The 19,665-nt window shown below is 72.0% G+C and carries 17 protein-coding genes and 4 pseudogenes; 8 read left to right on the top strand and 13 right to left on the bottom strand.

Annotation, left to right across the window (positions count from 1 at the left end; all coding sequences use genetic code 11):
• Positions 1 to 4: 4 nt before the first annotated feature.
• Positions 5 to 211, bottom strand: a complete 207-nt coding sequence (locus ACFSL4_RS15380) for a DUF397 domain-containing protein (RefSeq protein WP_381082788.1) — start codon at positions 209 to 211, stop codon at positions 5 to 7.
• Positions 208 to 1,064, bottom strand: a pseudogene (locus ACFSL4_RS15375) (helix-turn-helix domain-containing protein). The gene ACFSL4_RS15380 and the pseudogene ACFSL4_RS15375 overlap by 4 nt, the downstream one beginning before the upstream one ends.
• 248 nt (positions 1,065 to 1,312) lie before the next feature.
• Between ACFSL4_RS15375 and ACFSL4_RS15370 the strand changes: the two are divergent.
• Positions 1,313 to 2,248 (top strand): hypothetical protein, encoded by a 936-nt coding sequence (locus tag ACFSL4_RS15370; protein ID WP_381082786.1) that lies wholly within the window; start codon positions 1,313 to 1,315, stop codon positions 2,246 to 2,248.
• 44 nt (positions 2,249 to 2,292) lie between these two features.
• Here ACFSL4_RS15370 and ACFSL4_RS15365 read toward each other — a convergent pair whose 3' ends face one another.
• Both ACFSL4_RS15365 and ACFSL4_RS15360 read right to left on the bottom strand, forming a co-directional pair.
• Positions 2,293 to 2,499: a DUF397 domain-containing protein gene (locus ACFSL4_RS15365; protein WP_381082784.1), complete on the bottom strand. Its 207-nt coding sequence runs from the start codon at positions 2,497 to 2,499 to the stop codon at positions 2,293 to 2,295.
• Entirely contained in the window at positions 2,496 to 3,353 is an 858-nt protein-coding gene (locus ACFSL4_RS15360; RefSeq protein ID WP_381082782.1) for a helix-turn-helix domain-containing protein, read from the bottom strand. Before ACFSL4_RS15360 ends, ACFSL4_RS15365 begins: the two co-directional genes overlap by 4 nt.
• A gap of 174 nt (positions 3,354 to 3,527) precedes the next feature.
• On the opposite strand from ACFSL4_RS15360, the gene ACFSL4_RS15355 reads away from it, so the two are divergent.
• From ACFSL4_RS15355 to ACFSL4_RS15340, 4 genes and pseudogenes are all read left to right on the top strand, one after another.
• Positions 3,528 to 3,803 carry a hypothetical protein gene (locus tag ACFSL4_RS15355; RefSeq protein ID WP_381082780.1) on the top strand — a complete coding sequence of 92 codons (276 nt, stop codon included), beginning with the start codon at positions 3,528 to 3,530 and terminating at the stop codon, positions 3,801 to 3,803.
• Positions 3,804 to 3,977 (top strand): ATP-binding protein, encoded by a 174-nt coding sequence (locus ACFSL4_RS15350; protein ID WP_381082778.1) that lies wholly within the window; start codon positions 3,804 to 3,806, stop codon positions 3,975 to 3,977.
• A 139-nt stretch (positions 3,978 to 4,116) separates the two neighbouring features.
• A pseudogene (locus ACFSL4_RS15345) lies at positions 4,117 to 4,314 on the top strand (deoxyxylulose-5-phosphate synthase); the annotation flags it as partial.
• Between the two features lie 250 nt (positions 4,315 to 4,564).
• Entirely contained in the window at positions 4,565 to 4,822 is a 258-nt protein-coding gene (locus ACFSL4_RS15340; RefSeq protein ID WP_381082776.1) for a hypothetical protein, read from the top strand.
• Positions 4,823 to 4,870: 48 nt separating this feature from the next.
• On the opposite strand, the gene ACFSL4_RS15335 is transcribed toward ACFSL4_RS15340, so the two are convergent.
• The 6 genes from ACFSL4_RS15335 to ACFSL4_RS15310 form a co-directional block, all read right to left on the bottom strand.
• The gene (locus tag ACFSL4_RS15335; protein ID WP_381082774.1) at positions 4,871 to 4,999 is read right to left on the bottom strand and encodes a hypothetical protein; all 129 of its coding nucleotides are present in this window, start codon (positions 4,997 to 4,999) and stop codon (positions 4,871 to 4,873) included.
• On the bottom strand, positions 4,996 to 5,130 hold the full coding sequence (locus ACFSL4_RS15330; protein WP_381082772.1) for a hypothetical protein: 135 nt from the start codon (positions 5,128 to 5,130) through the stop codon (positions 4,996 to 4,998). Before ACFSL4_RS15330 ends, ACFSL4_RS15335 begins: the two co-directional genes overlap by 4 nt.
• Positions 5,131 to 6,319: 1,189 nt before the next feature.
• On the bottom strand, positions 6,320 to 7,402 hold the full coding sequence (locus ACFSL4_RS15325; protein WP_381082770.1) for a DNA polymerase III subunit beta family protein: 1,083 nt from the start codon (positions 7,400 to 7,402) through the stop codon (positions 6,320 to 6,322).
• 63 nt (positions 7,403 to 7,465) lie between these two features.
• Positions 7,466 to 8,623, bottom strand: a complete 1,158-nt coding sequence (locus tag ACFSL4_RS15320) for a magnesium and cobalt transport protein CorA (RefSeq protein ID WP_381082768.1) — start codon at positions 8,621 to 8,623, stop codon at positions 7,466 to 7,468.
• 834 nt (positions 8,624 to 9,457) lie between these two features.
• Positions 9,458 to 12,268 carry an ATP-binding protein gene (locus tag ACFSL4_RS15315; RefSeq protein ID WP_381082766.1) on the bottom strand — a complete coding sequence of 937 codons (2,811 nt, stop codon included), beginning with the start codon at positions 12,266 to 12,268 and terminating at the stop codon, positions 9,458 to 9,460.
• A 227-nt stretch (positions 12,269 to 12,495) separates the two neighbouring features.
• Positions 12,496 to 13,329: a helix-turn-helix transcriptional regulator gene (locus ACFSL4_RS15310; protein WP_381082764.1), complete on the bottom strand. Its 834-nt coding sequence runs from the start codon at positions 13,327 to 13,329 to the stop codon at positions 12,496 to 12,498.
• 99 nt (positions 13,330 to 13,428) lie between these two features.
• Between ACFSL4_RS15310 and ACFSL4_RS15305 the strand changes: the two genes are divergently transcribed.
• Together ACFSL4_RS15305 and ACFSL4_RS15300 are read left to right on the top strand one after the other, a co-directional pair.
• The gene (locus tag ACFSL4_RS15305; protein ID WP_381082762.1) at positions 13,429 to 15,117 is read left to right on the top strand and encodes an AMP-binding protein; all 1,689 of its coding nucleotides are present in this window, start codon (positions 13,429 to 13,431) and stop codon (positions 15,115 to 15,117) included.
• Positions 15,114 to 16,727: an AMP-binding protein gene (locus tag ACFSL4_RS15300; protein WP_381082760.1), complete on the top strand. Its 1,614-nt coding sequence runs from the start codon at positions 15,114 to 15,116 to the stop codon at positions 16,725 to 16,727. Before ACFSL4_RS15305 ends, ACFSL4_RS15300 begins: the two co-directional genes overlap by 4 nt.
• Positions 16,728 to 16,768: 41 nt before the next feature.
• Here ACFSL4_RS15300 and ACFSL4_RS15295 read toward each other — a convergent pair whose 3' ends face one another.
• Positions 16,769 to 17,470 (bottom strand): hypothetical protein, encoded by a 702-nt coding sequence (locus tag ACFSL4_RS15295; RefSeq protein WP_381082759.1) that lies wholly within the window; start codon positions 17,468 to 17,470, stop codon positions 16,769 to 16,771.
• 264 nt (positions 17,471 to 17,734) lie between these two features.
• Here ACFSL4_RS15295 and ACFSL4_RS15290 point away from each other — a divergent pair.
• A pseudogene (locus ACFSL4_RS15290) lies at positions 17,735 to 18,072 on the top strand (thiamine pyrophosphate-binding protein); the annotation flags it as partial.
• Positions 18,073 to 18,361: 289 nt separating this feature from the next.
• On the opposite strand, the pseudogene ACFSL4_RS15285 reads toward ACFSL4_RS15290, so the two are convergent.
• Positions 18,362 to 18,472: pseudogene (locus ACFSL4_RS15285) on the bottom strand (hypothetical protein); the annotation flags it as partial.
• Between the two features lie 336 nt (positions 18,473 to 18,808).
• Positions 18,809 to 19,606 carry an SAM-dependent methyltransferase gene (locus tag ACFSL4_RS15280; protein WP_381082757.1) on the bottom strand — a complete coding sequence of 266 codons (798 nt, stop codon included), beginning with the start codon at positions 19,604 to 19,606 and terminating at the stop codon, positions 18,809 to 18,811.
• Positions 19,607 to 19,665 lie beyond the last annotated feature (59 nt).

The raw sequence follows: 19,665 nt of genomic DNA, 5'->3' as shown, positions 1-19,665 counted from the left end.
GGCTCTACTCCACCGCGAGCGCCACGAACGCCGCCCACTCGTCCCGGCTGACCCGCAGCACCGGCCCGCCATCCACAGCCTTCGAGTCCCGTACGAACACGGCGTCCACACCGGCGGCCACCTCCACGCAGTCGCCGCCGCCCGACCCGCTGTAGCTGCTCTTGAACCAGCGCAGCCCGTCCACGTTCTCGGTCACCTGCTCCACGCTCATGTCTCTCCCACCAGCCGTTCGATGAGCCGCGCAGACTCGACAGCGTTCAGAGCCTGCGATCGCAGCTTGCCATGACGCAACCCGAAGGCGCTGACCTCCGCCGGATCTTGGACGACGCACCCGACTTCCTGAGATTCGATGTACCCGAGGTGTCGGTGCTCCTTCGTCTCCAGCACGACGAACGACCCGTTCAGACCGGAGTGGAACCCGGGCCCGGCGGGCATGACCTGCACCTCGACGTTCCGAAACGTACCGACCTCCAGCAGGTGTTGCCACTGGCCGCGCATGACTTCCGTGTCGCCGACCGGATTCCGTAGCGCCTCCTCACTGATGATGAACGACAACTCGGCCAGCGGTACCCGCGCCAACAGCTTCTGCCGACTCAGCCGCCCCTCCGTGTGCTGGTCCACGATCTCCTCGCTCAGCGGCGGGCAGTGCCCGGCGAACACGGCCCGCGCGTACGCCTCCGTCTGCAACAGCCCCGGTACCAGCAGCGGATCGTACGAGAAGCGGCTCACCACCTCCGCCTCGATGACCGCGAAGTTGCGGAAGAACCGCGGCAACTTCGCCCGGTCCACCTCGTCCTGGAGCACCTGCAGCACCCCACCGGCCTCCAGCACCCGGTCCGCCGCCACCGTGAACGTCGCCTTCGCCGGGCGCCGCCCCTGCTCGACCGAGGCCACCTGCTCCAGCGAGTAGCCGATCGCCTCCCCGAGCTGCTGCTGGTTCAACCCGGCCCGTTTCCGCAGGTATGCAGCAGCACCCCGTACGCCGACCACACGCCCGGCAGGTCGGGTCCCTCCTCCTTCGCCCGCGCCGTGCGACTGTTCCGCCTGTCCCGTACCGTCTTCACGCTCCCACGCCCTTCCGTGCCGAAGCGGACACCCCGCCACACCACCCGCCGCGGCGCCCGTCACCCCGCACGCCACCGGGGCCATGTCCAACGGGGCCCGAAGGACCCGGGACACGGCTCAGGGACCCGTACAACGGCCGTACAGAAACCCCTATGACACCGGGCCCACCATCGGTAAGGTGGGGATCTTCGGGCGGCGTCGGCCCCCGGAGTCCCCGAGGTGACCGTTCCCGATGTCACGTCACGCGATGAATGACCATGCCGATACCGCCGTGCAGGATGCGTGGGGCCTGCCCTCCGCCGATGTCTCGCGGGGACACAAAGCCCTGTGGTGGACGGTCGGACCGGCCGGGGAACTCGCGGTCATGCTGGTCCACCGGCGGTACCTGGAACGCAGCCCCTACGTCAAAGGGTGGGTCGGGTGGGGGCCGAAGGGCCCGTTCACCGGCGAGCTGGTCACCGTCACGGGGCAGGGGGAGCGGCGCACCCTCGTCGAGGACGTCCGGATACGGCCCAGCCACCTGGCCCTGCTCCCGGACTCGCGGTTCCTGCTGGTGAGCGGCCGCACATGGCGGGGCGGGACCGAAGACGGCTGGGAGCCCAACGCCGTGGTGTACTCCGCCTCGGGAACGCCCGAGGGCGAGTTCTGCATCGGTGACGACATACCCGCCCTGGTGACCGACCGCCGCGGAGGGATCTGGACGGCCTACGGGGACGAGGGCATCTACGGCGGCCACCCCGAGTCCGCGGCCGGCCTCGCGGGCTGGAACACCGAGGGCCGCGCGACATGGCACCCTCGCGGCCGGTTGCCCGACCACCCGCTGGAGGGCTGCACGGCCGCGACCGAAGGCGATCGGGTGTGGCTGGTCTGGTACTCCGGCAGCCGGTCCGGCACCCACCTTACCCGGATCACCCCGTCCACCGGCGAAGTGACCAGCCACCGCAGCCCCGTACGCGACCCGGACGGGTTCGCGGTCCGCGGCGACCGGGCGGTACTGACCCGCCGCCACCACAACAAGCGGACCGTCGAACTCACCCGCGCCGAGTTCGACGGGACCGCCTGGACGGTGACCGACCGCCGCACACTCGACGTACCCGGCCGGGTCGTCATGCACTGCGGCCAGGGCCGCGACGGCACCCTCTGGCTCCGCACCGGCGACACCTGGCTGCGCATCGAGGCGTGAAGCCCCTGGTGTCCTGGCGGCCTCCGCCGGTGAACGCTCCGGAACTACCCGGCCGCGAGCGCCACGAACGCGGCCCACTCGTCCCGGCCGACCCGCAGCACGGGGCCGTCGTCCACGGCCTTGGAGTCCCGTACGTACACGGCGTCCGTTCCGGCGGCCACCTCGACGCAGTCACCGCCGTTGGTTCCGCTGTAGCTGCTCTTGGACCACGCGAGGTCGCCGGGCTGATCAACGTGCTGGTCGATGCTCATAGCTCCCCTGCCAAGTGCTCGATGAACCTGGCAGACTCCTCGGTGTTGAGGGCCTGTGAGCGCAGCATTCCATACTGGAGACAGAACTCGCTGACCTCGTCCCGGTCCGAGCGGATGTTCACGATCCCCTGGGCTTCGATGGAAACGAACTGCCGTCGCTCAACGGTCTCCAGCAGGACGATCTGGCCGTTGACCCCGCTGTGTGCGGCCCGCTGGGTGGGCATCACCTGGATCTCCACGTTCCGCATGCGGGTGCAGTCGCGTAGCCGCGCGAGTTGTTCCCCCATGACGGATCTGCCGCCCACCATCCGGTGAAGGGCGCCTTCTTCGAGGATGAACGAGAACACGACGCACGGGTTCTTGCGCGTCAGCAGGGATTGCCGGGCGAGCCGGGCGTTGAGGTGCTGCTCGATGGCCTCCTCTTCGAGGGGCGGGAAGTGCGCCTCAAGAAGGGCCTGGGCGTACGCCTCCGTCTGCAGCAGCCCCGGCACCAGCATCGGGTCGTACGAGAAGCGGCTGACGGCCTCGGCCTCCAGCGAGGCGAAGTCCTGGAAGAAAAGGGGGAGTTTCGCCCGGTCCACGTCGCCCTGGAGCACCCGCAGGGCCCCGCCCGCGTCCAGGACGTGTTCCGCGGCCTCCGTGAAGGCTGCCTTCGCCGGTCTGCGGCCCTGCTCGACGGAGGCGACCTGTTCCGACGAGTAACCGATGGCATCCGCGAGGGCCTGCTGGGTCAGGCCAGCGCGCTCGCGGAAGAGGCGGACGAGCTTGCCGTACGCGCTCCACACGGCGGGACGCTCCTTGCCCGGTCCGCGCCGGCCGGTGGTCCCGCATGCCCGCGGTGTCGTCCTGCCCATCGCGCCCCCCTGTCCTCCCGACGGTCCGTTATGACCGGTCAACGACCGGCCCGCCGTTCCGGCAACGAGCGGACCCGTACACCTGCCGTACGCATCCGCGCGGCGGCCGTACCGCGCGACCGGGTACGGAAGTCCGACCTCGCCAGGCTGTCTGCGTGACGGGACGGTTGCTCCGTGAAGTCGTCCAGCGTCAGTGCCGAACCACCCACTCAGGCACCGCAGTTCACCATCCGCCTCAGCAGCACCAGACGTGGCGCCCGCCTGGCACGGCGTCTCGCCGGGCAGCAGCTCGCGGCCTGGGGGATCCCCTACGATTCCGAGGCCGCGCAGGCCGTCGCCCTCGTCACGGCCGAGCTGGCGTCCAACGCCGTCGCTCACGGTTGCGTCCCCGGGCGGGACTTCAGGCTGACGCTGATCCTGCTGCCCGGACGCGACGCCGTCCGCGTCTAGGTGACCGACACCCGCCCGGAGCGCCTTCTCCCCGACCCGGCGGCGGCCGAACCGGCGCCGCCCGACGCCCCGTCGGGACGCGGGCTGCTGCTCGTGACGGCGTACGCGGACCGCTGGGGCTGCGAAACCCGCGACACCTGCACCAAGACCGTCTGGGCCGAGTGCGCCCTGTGAGACCTGCTCGTACTCCCGGTGGAGGCGCAAGGGTCTGCAGGACCGGTCGTTCACGCCGCCACGAGTGCGCGGGTGCCCGGGAGGGCCGGGGCCCGTAAATCCCGTCGAGTCCGGCCCGGGTGCCGTCTGGCCTGGCGGCGTGGGCCACGCGAAGACCTCGTACGTCTGCCTTCCGTGCAGGGCCTCGTACAAGCAGCCGTACGACAGGGACAGGCAGCGGATCTGTCCGCGCTGCGCCGAGACGCTGATCCATGTGGGGTCGGCCTTCGCCGCGCCTCCGCGCCGGGACACCGCGGCCTGGAGGACGCTGTCCGTCCTGCTGCACGCAGGTGTCCGCCCGAGAACTGGTCTGTTGTGGTGTGAGACAGAGCGGGGCGCTACGAGCCCCACCCCATGGGCGCGGCCGGGTTCGTCGAGGCATGGGCCGGGGGACGCCTCGCCTCCCGGTTGCTCGCGGACATAGAACCGGATCTGGCTCCGTGGTTCAACGCGTTCCGGCCCCGTATCCACCGCTGCCTCCGGCTCACCGAGAGTCCGCTCGCCCACGACCAGTGCCTGGCGATCCTCCGGCGGCCCTGGCCCCGACCGTGGACCGAGGCACCTGGCGCTCGGAGGACGGTGACTCGGGCCAGGACCACTTCGCCACCGCGGAAACGGACCGGCTGCTCACCTACGACATGTCACGCCCGCATCAGATCCGGATCTCGTTCCCTCCGGAGGACATCGAAGCGGTCCGGCGACGCCTCTTCGCTGCCGTCCGGGAGATGCGGTGCGAGGTGGTCCAGCACAGTGCGCTTGGCGGCGTGCCGCTGCCGGCCTGGGACGCGTCCGACAAGGACGCGTAGCCGTCGCGCGCGCCGACCGGCTTCCGTAGCGAACGCCGCCGCCGGCGGTCAGGCGGGGCCGTCGGCCCGCGTGGTGGCCGTGCCCCAACGGATCATCAGGTAGGCGGATCCGCCGATATCCGCCGTGGCGTAGCGGTGGTACGGCCACGCGCCGCCCGAGCCGCGCGACTCGGTCACGAGGGCCCGGCATTGAGATCGCGGGCCAAGGTGTCGAGCACCCAGGCCGGTTCGTGCCGGCTCACCAGATCGACGGGCAGCGCCTCCGCACCGTGCGCCGCTCCGAGCAGCGCGCCGGTCACACAGGCCACCGAGTCACCGTCCGGCGCCCCGGCGACGAAGCGCAGCGGTCGCCTACCCGGTTCTGCTCCGGGAAGGACGCGGCGACGTACACACCGCAACCGCCGCCCGACGCATCGCCGCCTCCCCGCACGGGGAACGCCCCGGCGGCGGAGGCCGCCGGCCCGAGGCGCGAGACGTAGGAAGCCGGCACCGGCCCGGCTCCTGCTCCCTCCGCCCGGGGCGGTCCAGCCGTCTCGCGATCGGTGGGCTTGTGCCACGCGCGGTTCACCACACGCCTGGTCACAGCACCCGGAGCCGGCCCAGATCCACCGATTGCTGCCGCGCGGTACCTGCGCACCCCCGTGTGCCGGCCCACGCACCGCCCGACTTCGGGAACGCGGAAGGGCCCGGGTGCTCAAGTACGCCTGTGACCGGGCCTCTTCGCGTGCGCGGGTGACCCAGGCGGTGTGCGTGTGCCCGGACACCGGACAGGGGCGCGTTGGGCGGCGGAAGAGGCGCACGGTTGCCTTCGGGGCCAATGCGCGGGGGAGGGCCGTGCCGAGGCGGTAGCGTCCGTGTCCGGCGACCCGGTTCTATGGGGCGCCCCCTTCCAGGGACACGGTTCCGGACCCCGGCCCCTCGGGGCCCGGCCCGAATCCCGACGGACCGCCTACCGGGCCTATGGGCGGCATCGTGGAGGGGGGCGCGCCCATGGGCCGCCACCGCAAGCCCAACCGCTGGGACCGTATCTGTCTTCGGATGGTGAAGTGCCGGAGGAGGTGGATCTTGCGGATCTACGGCCGGTGAGCGGCCGCCCCTACAAAACCTAGGGGCGGACACCCGTGGCACCGGCCAGGAGCCTGCCGCAGTGGCCTCTGCGGTGGGCTCCACCTTTTCGTACGGTACCGGATCCGCCCTCGGGCGGCACGGTGCCGCGGGCAGGTGGACCTTGCGATCCACGGTCGGCGAGCGGCCACCCCCACGAGAACTGGGGGTGGACACTCCGTGAACCATCCTGGAGCCTGCCGCGGTACCCGCTGCGGCGGCCTCCGCTCCCGTACGCTACCGACGCACGCGTGCCCCGCGCCACCAGTCCCGGAGGCGTCGGCATCCGCGCGCCCTCTTCACACCCGGCGCGCCCCCATCTCGGCGGTACCGCCCCCGCGTCGACGGCGGCTCCGCGTTCGCCGAGAGGCACTGCGGGCCGCAGGGGCCACGCTAGTTCTCCAGGCGGACCGGCATCACGATCGAGAAGGCCGACTCGTCGTCGGGCCGGCGGATAGCGACGGGTGCCGTGGGAGCGCCGAACTCCAGGATCAGCCGGTCCCGGGCACCGGCCGCGAGCGCGTCCAGCAGGAACTCGCGGTTGACGCCGATGTTGCCCTGGTCGTCGTCACCGTCCTCGCACAGGGTCACCGTGCCGTCGTCCGTCACCCTGAGCACACTCACGTCGCAGGGCACACCGTCCTGCCCGCGCACCTCGCTCGCGCGGACCGGACCGGTCTCAAGCGCCTCTTGGAAGGCCGCCGCATCGACAAGGGCCCGGCGCCCGGCCGGCAGGTGGACGAGGCGGCGGTAGTCGGGGAAGTCGTGGTCGAGGCACTGGCCGGCCGCCTGGCGGTCCCCGGCCGCCAGCGTCACGCGGTCACCGTCCACGGTGAGTTCGACGGGTTCCCCGCCGTTCAGCAGGGCCCGCATCGCGTCGGCGAGCGGGAGGGGCACGATGGCCTGCACGCGAGCGCCGCCGTGTCCGGTGGTGCCCGCCCGCGCGACAGCCATGCGGTAGCGGTCGGTGGCCGCGACGCGGAGTTCTTCGCCCTCGATGTCGAACAGGATTCCGCCGAGCATCGGCAGCTCCGGGTCGGTACCGGCCGCGAATCGGACCGCGTCCAGCGCGGCGGCCAGCTCCGGCGCGGGGACGGACAGCCGGAGGGTGGCGGTGCGGAGCGACGTCATCGGGTTCTCCCTGTGGTCGAGTAGGGCTCGGAGCGTGGAGAACTTGCTGCGGGCGTCGGACAGCCCCCGTTCGAGACGGCGCAGGTGGGCCTGGAGGAGCCCCCGCACCAGGTCCGTGTCCGGGGCGGACCACCCGGCCAGCACCAGCCGGATGTCCGCCAGCGGCATACCGGCCCGCCGCAACCGGGCCAGCAACCGGGCCTCGTCAAGCTGCTCGGGACCGTACCAGCGGTAGCCGCTGACCGGATCCACCCAGGCGGGGACCAGCAGACCAGCACGGTCGTAGAACCGGAGCGCACTCACGCTCAGTCCGCTGTCCCGGGCCGTCTCGCCGATACTGCGCATCTCGCTCTCCACACCCGGAACTCTGGGCCCTCGACAAGGTCGAGGGTCAACAGTTCGTTCGGCCTAGAGCCAGTCCCGGTGCTTGAAGACGACGTACAGCGCGGTGCACACCACCCCCATCAGCCCGATCGCCAAGGGGTATCCGAAGCTCCAGTGCAGTTCCGGCATGTTGTGGAAGTTCATGCCGTAGATGGTCCCGACCAGTGTCGGGGCGAACAGGATCGCAGCCCATGACGAGATCCTCTTGATCTCCTCGTTCTGCTCGAAGCCCGCCTCCGCCAACGCCCGCATCTCCGCGTTCTGCTGCTGGGTGACCAGCGTCGCGTTGACCGTCAGGATCTCGGTCAGGGCCTGGCGGAAGCCGTCAACACGCTCGCTGGTGTGGGTGACGTGGTCGGCCACGTCGCGCAGATAGCGCTGGAGTTCCTCGTCCGTGCCGTACTTCGCGAAGCCCGCCATCAGGCCGTGCAGCATGCCCACCAGGGGGCGGGTGGCGCGCTGGAACTCCACCATCTCGCGGGAGAGTTCGTAGATGCGCCGGGAGACCTCAGGGTCGCCGCGGAAGACCTCGGTCTCGATCTCGTCGATGTCGTTCTGCACCCCGGCGACCACGGGGGCGTACCCGTCGACCACCGCGTCCAGTATCGCGTAGAGCACCGCCTCCGGCCCCAGCTTCAGCAGCTCCGGGGACTCCTCCATGCGGCGGCGCACCGCCGACAGGTCGGGGGCCGCACCGTGACGGACCGTGATCACGAAGTCGGGGCCGACGAAGACGTGCAGTTCCCCGAAGTCGACCTCCTCCGGGGCGTCCAGGTAGCGGGCCGCGCGCAGCACGACGAACAGCGTGTCGCCGTACCGCTCCAACTTCGGCCGCTGGTGCGCCTCCATGGCGTCCTCCACCGCGAGCGGGTGAAGGTCGAACTCCTCGGCCAGGGAGAGGAGTTCCGACTCGGTCGGGCGAGCCAGACCGATCCAGGCCATGCCGTCCGGCGCGTCGCGCAGTGCGTGGAAGGTGTCGGCCAGGGACAGGGGCGAGGACACGCGGACGCCGTCCCGGTACAGGGCCGCCTGGACGACGCTGCCGGTCTCCACCGCGGCCACCGGGTCCGGACCGGGGACGGGTGCCGGAGAGCGGGCGGGCGGCGGTGCCTGGTTCAGGGCGCGGCGCCAGACCGAGGTCCTGCCGCTCTTCGGGGCTGGGCTGGCACGGCGCTCGGACATCGCGACTGCCTCCCGTGTCGAACGTACGCCTGTGTGAGCACGGGGCAGGATATACGGGGCAAACGACGCGGGTGTGCGGAGTGCGCCCGGAGCGGGCCGGGCCGCGATCACGGACAGTGGCGGCCCAGCGTGCCCGGGGGAGCGGATGCTCGCGACGCCGCACCGCGGAGCGGGACTCCGGCCTCGCGCGGTCCCGGGACCCAGCGCGCCCGTCCCGTCACCGTCAGGTCAGCTCCAGCCCGATCGTCGTGAACCCGCCCGCGCCGCCGGTCAGCGACAGCCGGCGGTCCATGGGGACCCTGTTCGAGCGAGGCCGGGAACTCGGGGGAGGGCGAACCAGGCGCGCGCCGCCGACGCGGTCAGTCCCCACAGGATGTCAGTGATCAGGCCGACGGCAGTGGATAGGGGGCGTTGCGGGCCGCTCGTGGAGGCCCGCAACGCCCCCTGGTATCTACCTGAGGGGTACTCAGGAGCTCTGTGGGGTGATGAGTTGACCTGGGCCGTCACCAGGTTCGAAAAGGTGGTCAGCCCGGTGTGGACACCCGGGTGGCCGACGCACACCGTGTGGCTCGCGACGAGGGCGCGGCGGCCTTCCTGGCGCGGTTGAGCCCGAACATGAGTCTCCTCAGGTCTGCCGGTGGGGGGTCTCGCGGGTGGGGGGTGGTGCATGGGGGTCGCGGGACCGGCCCCCATGTGTCCGGCGAGCGGCACGCCCTTACGCTAGAAGCAGGACGGGTGCTCCCCCAATGAGGGAACCCCCTAACGGAGTTGGGCAGGGGAAACCCTCGGTCTGCGCGCGTAAACCCACCCCACCGGTACACCGGGAGTGGTGAATCAGCCGGAGCGGTGCCCCGCCGCCAGCCGTACGATGTCCACCCGCGACCGGATCCCGAGCTTGCGGTAGACGCGGGTCAGCGTGGCCTCCACGGTCTTCACGCTGATGAACAGGCGAGCCGCGATCTCCCGGTTCGTCGCGCCCTCCATGACCAGCGCGGCCACCTGACGCTCGGTCGCGGCGAGGGTGTCGAGGGCGGGCCCGGCCAGCGACGGCCGGGCCGGGCCCGTGACCATCGCCGTCTCCACCTGGCGCAGCCACGGCATCGCGCGGCAGCGGCGGAACAGACGCGCCGCCTCGTCGTACGACGTCGGTCCCGGCCGCTGGGTGCGCAGGCCCGCCAGCGCGTAGGCCGCCCGAGCCTCCTCCAGGCCGTAGCCCAGCTTCGCCAGCCGGTCCTGAGCCAGCGTCAACCGCCGCTCGGCCGTCTCCGTCTCACCGCGCGCGGCGCGCACGAGCGCCTCGGCACGGTCCAGCACCGCCAGCACGCTGTCGCGCCCGAGCCGCAGCGCCCGGGTACGCGTGTCGTCGATGACGTCCTGCGCCTCGGCCGGCTCCCCGATGGCGACCAGCGCCTCGGCCAGGTCGCCGTGCCAGCGCCCACGGGCCGGGTCGACGACCCCGAGGCCTTCCTCCAACTCCCGTACCCGGCGCAGTGACCGCACCGTTCCCGGCGCGTTCCCGGCCACCAGTTCGGCGTGGCCCAGGGCGGCCAGCGCACGCGACAGGTACAGCACGTCGCCGTCCTCCTCGGCGCGCGCCACGGCCTCTCGCGCAAGGGCCAGCGCCCTGTCCACCTCGCCGCCCGCGGCCTCCGCGAGCGAGGTGAGCATGGCGCTCGCGGCCTCCCCGATCCCGGTGTCCCGGGCCAGCCGCAGGCTCTCCCGGGCCAGGTCCAGCGCACGCCCGCAGTGCCCGGCGCGCAGCTCGGTCTCGGCGAGGCCCCGCAGGAAGTGCACCTCGGCCTCGACCATTCCACGCCGCCGTACCTCGCGCAGCAGTGCGCTGATCGTCTTGCGCGCCTCGGACAGCTGGTCGCTCATGATCAGCCAGCGGAACCGCACGGCCCCCGCGCCGTTGTGGCTGCACGCCACCCGGGGGTCCTGCGGCTCCTTCAGCGCGCGCTTGATGGTGGCGGGCGCGTTCGGATGCCCCATCAGCGTCTCCGTCTGGGCCTGGAAGGCCAGCGCCAGAAGTTCGTTGCGCCGGTCGCCGGCCCGGGCCGCCAGGTCCGCGGCGAGCGCGCCCTCCTCCCGGGCCCGGTCGAAGTCGCCCTCCACGAGCAGCGCCCGCCAGGCGAGTTGGTAGTGCACCAGGGTGAGCAGCCCGGGGTCGTCACCCGCGTCGGCCAGGGCCTGCGGGAAGGCCGCGTCGACCTCGGCCATGGCGTGCCCGGCGGCGTCGATGACGATCATCCAGGCCCGCACCCGGTCCGAGGGATCGGTCGCCTGGGCCAGCACCTCGTGGGCGATGTCCCGGGCGAAGTCGGTCTCCCCGGCGGTGAGCGCGTCGGCGGCGGCCTGCAGCCGCCGCTCGTGGGGACCCGGTGCCGCGTCCCCCGGGGTGTGCCGGGCCGCGAGCAGCCCGAGCTCCGCCGCCACCGACGGCGCTCCCCGGTCCCGGGCGGCGGCGGCGGCTTCGCCGAGGCGGGCGGCCACCTGCGGATCCTTGCCGGTGGTGGCGAGCGCCAGGTGCCGAGCCCGCTCGATCGGATCGGAGGCCGCCGTCGACAGCGCGGCGTGCGCGGCCCGCCGTTCCTGTGTGCTCGCCTCGGCGTACAGCGCGGCCGATATGAGGGGGTGGGCGAACCGTACGACCGGTGCGTCCCGTTCCGTCACCAGCAGGCCGAGCGCGGCGGCCTGCGCGGTCTCCGCCTCCGCGTTCTCCCGGCCCGCCGCGCGCAGCAGGGCCGGTGTGGGACGTGCCCCCGCGCTGGCCACCAGCAGGGTGCGGCGTGCCTCAGTGGACAGCGCGCCCAGCCGGTTGAGGACCAGGGTGCGCAGCGAGGTCGGCACGGGCAGCGGTTCGCCGGGGCTCGGCGGGGTCGTGCTCTCGAACAGGGCACGGCCCAGCTCCAGCGCGAACAGCGGGTTGCCGCCGCTGGTGCGGTGGATGTCGCGGACGGTGGAGCGGGGCAGGTTGGTGTAGCCGCGGTGGTCGAGGAGCTGGGCGACCTGGGCGCGCGAGAGGGGGTTGATCCTGACCGCGAGCGTGTCCGGCGGGGCGGCGCGCAGATAGCGGTCGTGTTCCTGGCCGTGCGGCTCGGTGTGCGTGCGCACCGCGCACAGCATGCGCACCGGTGTACCGCCGAGGCGGCGGGCGGCGAAGCCGAGGAGTTCGACGCTGGCCGGATCCAGCCATTGGAGGTCGTCGGCGACGATCAGGACGGGGCCGCGGGCGGCGAGCGCGCGGAGCGTCGACAGCACCGCGAGGCGCAGGGCGAGTCCGTCCCGCTGCAGCGTGGACTCGCCGCGGCCGGTCAGCGCGGACTCCAGGGCGGTGCGCTGCGGGGCGGGCAACTGGTGGGCGACCTCGTCCACGACGAGACCGAGGAGGTCGGCCAGGGCCAGGAAGGGAAGATGGGATTCGGACTCGGTCGCCGAGCAGCGCAGCACGGTGTGCACGGCTTCACCGTATTCCGCGGCCAGCGCCCGCAGCACGGTCGACTTTCCACTGCCGGCCGGGCCGTGCACCAGGACACTGCCCCCGCCGGTGAGCTGCGCTCGGGCCCCCGCGATCAGCTCCTCGCGGCCGATGACCACGTCGGGGCGGGGTCTGCCGGACTTCCTGAAGTCCCGTCGCACGGTCACCGCTCCCCTCCGTGGTCCGTCTGCGCCGCGTCCTGGCCAATATTAGGCAATCACTCATTGAATTTCGGACACACAGCGTGGTGAGCGATATATCACGCGGTCGTCGCGGGGGAATTCGCCGGGGTCGCGAATGCCGGAAGAGTCGGCCGCCGGGGAGGGTGCAAAAAGGATGGATGGGGGTAATTCACCGGAAGCCGTGCGGCACGGTGCCACGAACACGCCCGGCGCTACGGCAACGCCCCGGCCCGCCGGGCCGCCACCACCGCCTCCCACCTGGTGTGCGCGCCCAGTTTCCGCATGGCAGAGCGCAGATACCCCTTCACGGTCTCGGGGCGCAGCCCCAGCCGGTCCGCGGTCGCGGCGTTGGTCGAGCCCACCGCCACGCACGACAGGACGTCCACTTCCCGCGGCGAGAGCTCCACGACCCGGGCGAAGGGGCCGTCGGAGGCGGCCCCGGCCAGCCGCCCGCACACCTGGAGGATCTCGGCCCGCAGCACCGGGTCCTCGACCCGCTGGGCCAGCGTGCGCAGCGTGCCGTGCGCCTCACGGACCTGCTCCCACGCCGCGCCCTGCGGGGCGGGCTCCCGCACGGCCGCCAGCAGGGCACGCGCCTCGTCCCGGGCCACCAGGGCCTGCTCCACGTCCCGCGCCGCCTCCACGGCCGCGGCCAGCGTGCGGTCGCCCAGCGGCTGGGCCGCCCGCAGGGCGCCGTACAGCACCCCGCGCACCCGGCGGCGGACGACGACCGGCACCGCGAGCACCGACCGCAGGCCCTCGGTCGCCACCGCCATGTCGTACTCGTGGCTGATCTGCCGTGAGGCCGAGTAGTCCGTCACCGCGCACGGCCGGGCCAGCGCCGCCACCTTTCCCCCGAGGCCGTTGCCGGAGACGACGGCGAGCGAGCTGAGCGCCGCCGTCACATTGCCGCTCAGTTCGCTGATGCGAATCTGCGGCCGCCCGGCCTCCACCAGTCCGCCGAAGGCGACCGGCAGCCCCGTCGCGCGCCGCAGCCGCACCAGCGCGCCACGCACCTCCACCGCTTCGGTTGCGTCAGCTGCCACGTCCTCGCCCCTTCATCGCGGCGTACCCCCGTTCGGGGGTGGTGAGACCTTCATCAGGGATTACACGATGTGACGGCTGTCCGGCAATGAGGAGGACACATGACGGCGAACACCGATGCCATCGACGCCACGGACGCGTTCAGGGCCGCGCGGGACTTCCTGCTGGCGCACCGGGAAGACTACGCGACGGCGTACGAGGGCTTCCGCTGGCCGCGTCCGGCGTACTTCAACTGGGCGCTCGACTGGTTCGACGTCATCGCCGAGGGCAACGGCCGCACCGCGCTGCACATCGTCGAGGAGGACGGCGCCACCACCCGGCTGTCCTTCGCCGAGATGTCCGAGCGCTCGAACCGGGTCGCCAACCGGCTGCGCGAATGGGGGGTACGGGCCGAGGACCGCATCCTGGTCATGCTCGGCAACCAGGCCGAGCTGTGGGAGACCGCGCTGGCCGCGATGAAGCTGCGCGCGGTGGTCATCCCGGCCACGCCGCTGCTCGGCCCCGCCGACCTGCGCGACCGCGTCGACCGGGGCCGGGTCCGGCATGTCGTCGTGCGCTCCGGGGACGCCGCCAAGTTCGACGACGTGCCGGGGGACTACACCCGGATCGCGGTCGGGGGCGCGCCCGAGGGCTGGCGTGCCTACGAGGAGGCGTACGCGGCCGGCGCGGACTTCGTGCCGGACGGGCCCACGCACGCCGACGACCCGCTGATGCTCTACTTCACCTCGGGCACCACCGCCCGCCCCAAGCTGGTCGAGCACACCCATGTCTCGTACCCGGTCGGCCATCTGGCGACGATGTACTGGATCGGCCTCAAGCCGGGGGACGTGCACCTGAACATCTCCTCGCCGGGCTGGGCCAAGCACGCCTGGTCGAACCTGTTCGCCCCCTGGAACGCGGAGGCGACCGTGTTCCTGCACAACTACACCCGCTTCGACGCCCCCCGGCTGATGGCCGAGATGGAACGCGCGGGCGTGACCACCTTCTGCGCCCCGCCCACCGTCTGGCGCATGCTCATCCAGGCCGACTTGAGCCAGCTGCGCACTCCGCCGCGTGAGGCGGTCGCCGCAGGTGAGCCGCTCAACCCCGAGGTCATCGAGCAGGTGCGCAGGGCCTGGGGGGTGACCATCCGGGACGGCTTCGGGCAGACGGAGACCGCCGTGCAGGTCTCCAACAGCCCCGGCCAGCCGCTCAAGACCGGCTCGATGGGCCGCCCCAGCCCGGGCTTCCGCGTCGAACTGCTCGACCCGGTGACCGGGGCGCCGGGCGCGACGGAGGGCGAGATCGCCCTGGACCTGTCCCAGCGGCCCGTCGGTCTGATGACCGGCTACCACGGCGACCCCGACCGCACCGCCGAGGCCATGGCGGGCGGCTACTACCGCACGGGGGACATCGGCTCCCGGGACGACGACGGGTACATCACCTACGTCGGGCGGGCCGACGATGTCTTCAAGGCATCCGACTACAAGATCTCCCCCTTCGAGCTGGAGAGCGCGCTCCTGGAGCACGAGGCGGTGGCCGAGGCGGCCGTGGTGCCGGCCCCGGACGAGCTGCGCCTGGCCGTCCCGAAGGCGTACATCGTGCTCGCCGCGGGCTGGGAACCCGGCCCGGACACCGCGAAGGTCATCTTCGAGCACTCCCGCGAGGTGCTCGCCCCGTACAAGCGCGTGCGCCGGCTGGAGTTCGCCGACCTGCCCAAGACCGTCTCCGGCAAGATCCGCCGGATCGAGCTGCGTGAGGCCACGGCCGCCGGCTCCCAGAACGAGTACCGCGAGGAGGACTTCCGGTGACCGCACTGTCGTACACGCACGGAACCAGCACGACGCCGCTGCTCGGTGACACCATCGGCGCCAACCTCGACCGTGCGATCGCCGCGTACCCCGACCGTGACGCGCTGGTGGACGTGCCGTCCGGACGCCGCTGGACGTACGCCGAGTTCGGCGCCGCCGTCGACGAGGTCGCGCGTGGACTGCTCGCCAAGGGCGTGCGCAAGGGCGATCGGGTCGGCATCTGGGCGATCAACTGCCCCGAGTGGGTGCTGGTGCAGTACGCCACCGCCCGCATCGGCGTGATCATGGTGAACATCAACCCCGCCTACCGCTCCCACGAGTTGGAGTACGTGCTCAAGCAGGCCGGGATCTCGCTCCTGATCGCCTCCCTCGCGCACAAGACGAGCGACTACCGCGCCCTCGTGGACGAGGTCCGCGGCCGCTGCCCCGAGCTGCGGGAGACGGTCTACATCCAGGATCCGTCCTGGGACGCGCTCACGGCGGGCGCGGCCTCGGTGCCGCACGAGGAACTCGCCTCCATCGCGGCCGAGCTGAGCTGCGACGACCCGGTCAACATCCAGTACACGTCGGGCACCACCGGCTTCCCCAAGGGCGCCACGCTCTCGCACCACAACATCCTGAACAACGGCTACTGGGTGGGCCGCACCGTCGGCTACACCGAGCACGACCGGGTGTGCCTGCCCGTGCCCTTCTACCACTGCTTCGGCATGGTGATGGGCAACCTCGGCGCCACCTCGCACGGCGCGTGCATCGTCATCCCGGCGCCGTCCTTCGAGCCGGCGGCCACGCTGCGGGCGGTGCAGCAGGAGCGCTGCACGTCCCTGTACGGCGTGCCGACGATGTTCATCGCCGAGCTGAACCTGCCCGACTTCGCCACATACGACCTGTCGTCCCTGCGGACCGGCATCATGGCGGGCTCGCCGTGCCCGGTCGAGGTGATGAAGCGGGTGGTCGCCGAGATGCACATGGAGGAGGTGTCCATCTGCTACGGCATGACCGAGACCTCGCCGGTGTCGCTGCAGACGCGGATGGACGACGACCTGGAGCACCGCACCGCGACCGTGGGCCGGGTGCTGCCGCACATCGAGGTCAAGGTCGTCGACCCGGCGACCGGGGTGACCCTGCCGCGCGGCTCGGCGGGGGAGCTGTGCACCCGCGGTTACAGCGTCATGCTCGGCTACTGGAACGAGCCCGAGAAGACCGCGGAGGCGGTCGACCCCGGCCGCTGGATGCACACCGGCGACCTGGCGATGATGCGCGAGGACGGCTACGTCGAGATCGTCGGCCGTATCAAGGACATGATCATCCGCGGGGGCGAGAACGTCTACCCGCGTGAGATCGAGGAGTTCCTGTACGCGCATCCGAAGATCGCCGACGTCCAGGTGGTCGGGATCCCGCACGAGCGGTACGGCGAGGAGGTCCTCGCCTGCGTGATCCCGCGCGACCCCGCCGACCCGCTGACGCTGGAGGAACTGCGCGCCTTCTGCGAGGAACGGCTCGCGCACTACAAGATCCCGAGCAGGCTGCGGATCCTCGACTCCTTCCCGATGACGGTCTCGGGCAAGGTGCGGAAGATCGAGCTGCGGGAGACGTACGCGGCCCGGGAGTAGGCGTGGATGAAGGCGCGTGGAGGAAGGCGCGCGTAGGCGGTTCAGGCCCGGTCGGCGACCAGTTCGTCGGCCGGGCTGTTGACCGGCTGGGGCGTGCCGGACAGATCGAGGACGAAGAGCGGGACGCCGAGGCGGTCGGCGACCCCGCGGGCGTCGTCGGCGTAGCCGGAGAGCGAGAAGTACACGGAGCGCGCGGACTCCGACAGGGCGGTGAGCCACAGGCACTCCACGTCCCGCGGCGAGGCGGGCCGCACCGTCGGGTCCACCTGCGCAAGGACGCCGCGTGCCGCGAGCCCGATCCCGTTCGGCTGCCGTCGGTCGGCGCGCCGGACGTCGCGGTAGCCGAGCCAGCGCAGATAGAGCGCGGCAGCGGTGACGGCGTCCCGCGCGGTGCGGATGGCGACGGGCTGGAAGGCGGCCCGCGGCGGCATCGGGGCCTCGCCCCCGCCGGGCGGCGGGCCGTCCTCGCCCAGTGGTCGCACCGCCCCGTTCACCGGGACCCGGAGGATCGCCCCGCAGGGGCAGCCCAGATCCGGCTGCGGCCACTGGTCCTCGCGGCCGCAGAGTGTGCAGCGGACCGCGACCCAGTCGTCGTCCCAGGTGCGGTGGGTGACGACGGAGGGTTCCGACAGACGGTTCAGCGGCGGGGCGACCGGGGCGCCGCACGCACAGGGGTAGGACGGCACGGTGTAGAGGTGCTCCCGGCGGCAGGCCGGACAGCGCACCGGCACGCTCTCGGGCATGGCCCACTCCAAGGTGTCACATCGGGACGGGGGTCCCATGGTGCCCCCGCCGGCCCTCTCGTGTCCGTCGCTTGGCCCATCGCGGACCCCACGGTGGTGCCGTCTTGACGACGTGCGCGACCCCACGTACATACCTTTCAGTTAGCAAAAAAAGAATTCCGCCATACGGAAGCTTCGGACTCCACTGGTGAAACTCCGTGCTCACCGCGGGGCGCGACGGGAGCGCGAATCCGACAGCGGAAGCAGGAGCACCCCAGGGCTCGTATGACCGCCGCCCGTGCGGCGGTGGAGATCCTCAAACGCGAGGGCGCCAGCAACGCGTTCGGTGTCCCGGGGGCGGCGATCAAGGCGATCAACCCCTTCTACGCGGCCCTGAAGGCACCCGGCGGGATCCACCACACGCTCGCCCGCCATGTCGAGGGCGCCTCGCACATGGCCGAGGGCCATACCCGTACCCGCCACGGCAACATCGGTGTGTGCATCGGCACATCCGGCCCGGCCACGGCACCGACATGATCACCGGCCTCTGCTCCGCGACCGGTGACTCGATCCCCATCCTCTGCATCACCGGGCAGGCCCCGACCGCAGCGATCCACAAGGAGCGTCCGTCCTCCGGTGGCCGGTATCAGGGGCGACCTCCAAAACTGATGGGGAGCCGGCCGACGGCGCGCCGGAAGCGGCCTCTGGGGGCCGGGTCAGCGCGGGGCGGCCTGGCCCGCCGCGACCATGGTGCTGCAGATCATGCCGTAGACCGCGGTCCAGGACTCCTCGACGTCCGGCGTCCAGGCATCGCCCGCGTAGTGGCGCAAGGCGGCGATCAGGCTCTCCCCCCACGGCCGGGTAGTACACCGCCAGCGCGCCGTAGCCAACGTGGCGGCGGCCCAGGTTCTGCAGCATGCCCACAAGGGCGTCGGAGTCGTCCAGGTTGGCGACCAGCGCACCCAGCGCGGCCCACAAGCGGTCGCGCTGCTCATCGAGGTGAGCCGCGAACAGCGGGCGCACGCTGGGGTGGTGGGTGACGAGGTGGCCATAGAAGTACGCGGTCAGCTGCGGACCGTGGGGCTGGACGGCCGCGAAGCTGCTCCGGATGAGTGAGGGGTCTGTTGGTCATGCGTGCCGCCTGTAGCCAGACGCGCACGGGCCGAACAAGCCGGGTCCGGAGCGCCCGCCGAGCGGCGGCGGAGGGGTCGGGCAGCGGTGGTCCCATGGCCGCGGGCACCTGAGGGCGCGGTCCCAACAGCTGCTGCGCGCGAACGTGTTGGGAAAACGAACGCGCTGTGACCTTCGCCATACAGGAGTCGGGTCCGCCTCTTCGGCTACACTGCCGCGCCGGCTGCGTCAGCCGTTCCTGCGCGCCACGCCCCCGTAGAAGCCGATCTCCTCGGATCCTGCCGGCGGCGGGCTGTCCGGGCGCCAGAACGGGACCTGGGCGAGGCCGGGCTCGACCAGTTCGAAGCCGGTGAAGAACCGCTCGATCTCGGCGCGGGACCGCAGATTCAGGCTGGCGGTGGCCTTGTTGTAGACGGCCTGGGCATCGCTGCGGTCGGCGAAGTCGTCCGTGGCGTGCGACAGCACCAGGAAGCTGCCGGCCGGCAGCGCGTCGCGCAGGGTGGTGACGATCCGCTCGGGGTTCTCCGCGTCGGTGAGGAAGTGGACGACGGCGACGAGGAGCAGGGCGACCGGCTCGTCGAAGTCGATGACCTGGCGGACATCGGGGTGCTCCACGATGGCCCGCGGGTCGCGCAGGTCGGCGAGGACGATGCTGGTCGAGCCGGAGCGGCTGAGCAGCGCGTCGGCGTGCACCTTCACGATCGGGTCGTTGTCGATGTACGCGACGCGTACGTCCGGCGCCACCTCGTGGGCGATCTCGTGCACGTTCGGCGAGGTGGGCAGCCCGGTGCCGATGTCGAGGATCTGGCGGACGCCCTCGCCGACGACGTAGCGGACGGCACGCCGCAGGAAGTCGCGGTTGGCCCGCAGGCCCATCCGCACCTCGGGCGCTGCGGCGGCCAGTTCGTCGCCGGCCTGCTGGTCGACCTCGTAGTTGTCCTTGCCGCCCAGCAGGTAGTCGTAGATCCGCGCGGGATGCGGTCTGCTGGTGTCGATCTCCTCGGCGCGGAAGCCGCCCTGTCTCACACTGCGCTCCTCTCGACGCCCGCCACGGCTCACCTGCGCGTGAACGGCCGACGTCAGCT

The sequence above is a fragment of the Streptomyces caeni genome (assembly GCF_042678285.1).
GTDB classification, from domain to species: Bacteria; Actinomycetota; Actinomycetes; order Streptomycetales; family Streptomycetaceae; genus Streptomyces; species Streptomyces caeni.
This window is presented reverse-complemented; position numbering and strand designations above follow the sequence as displayed.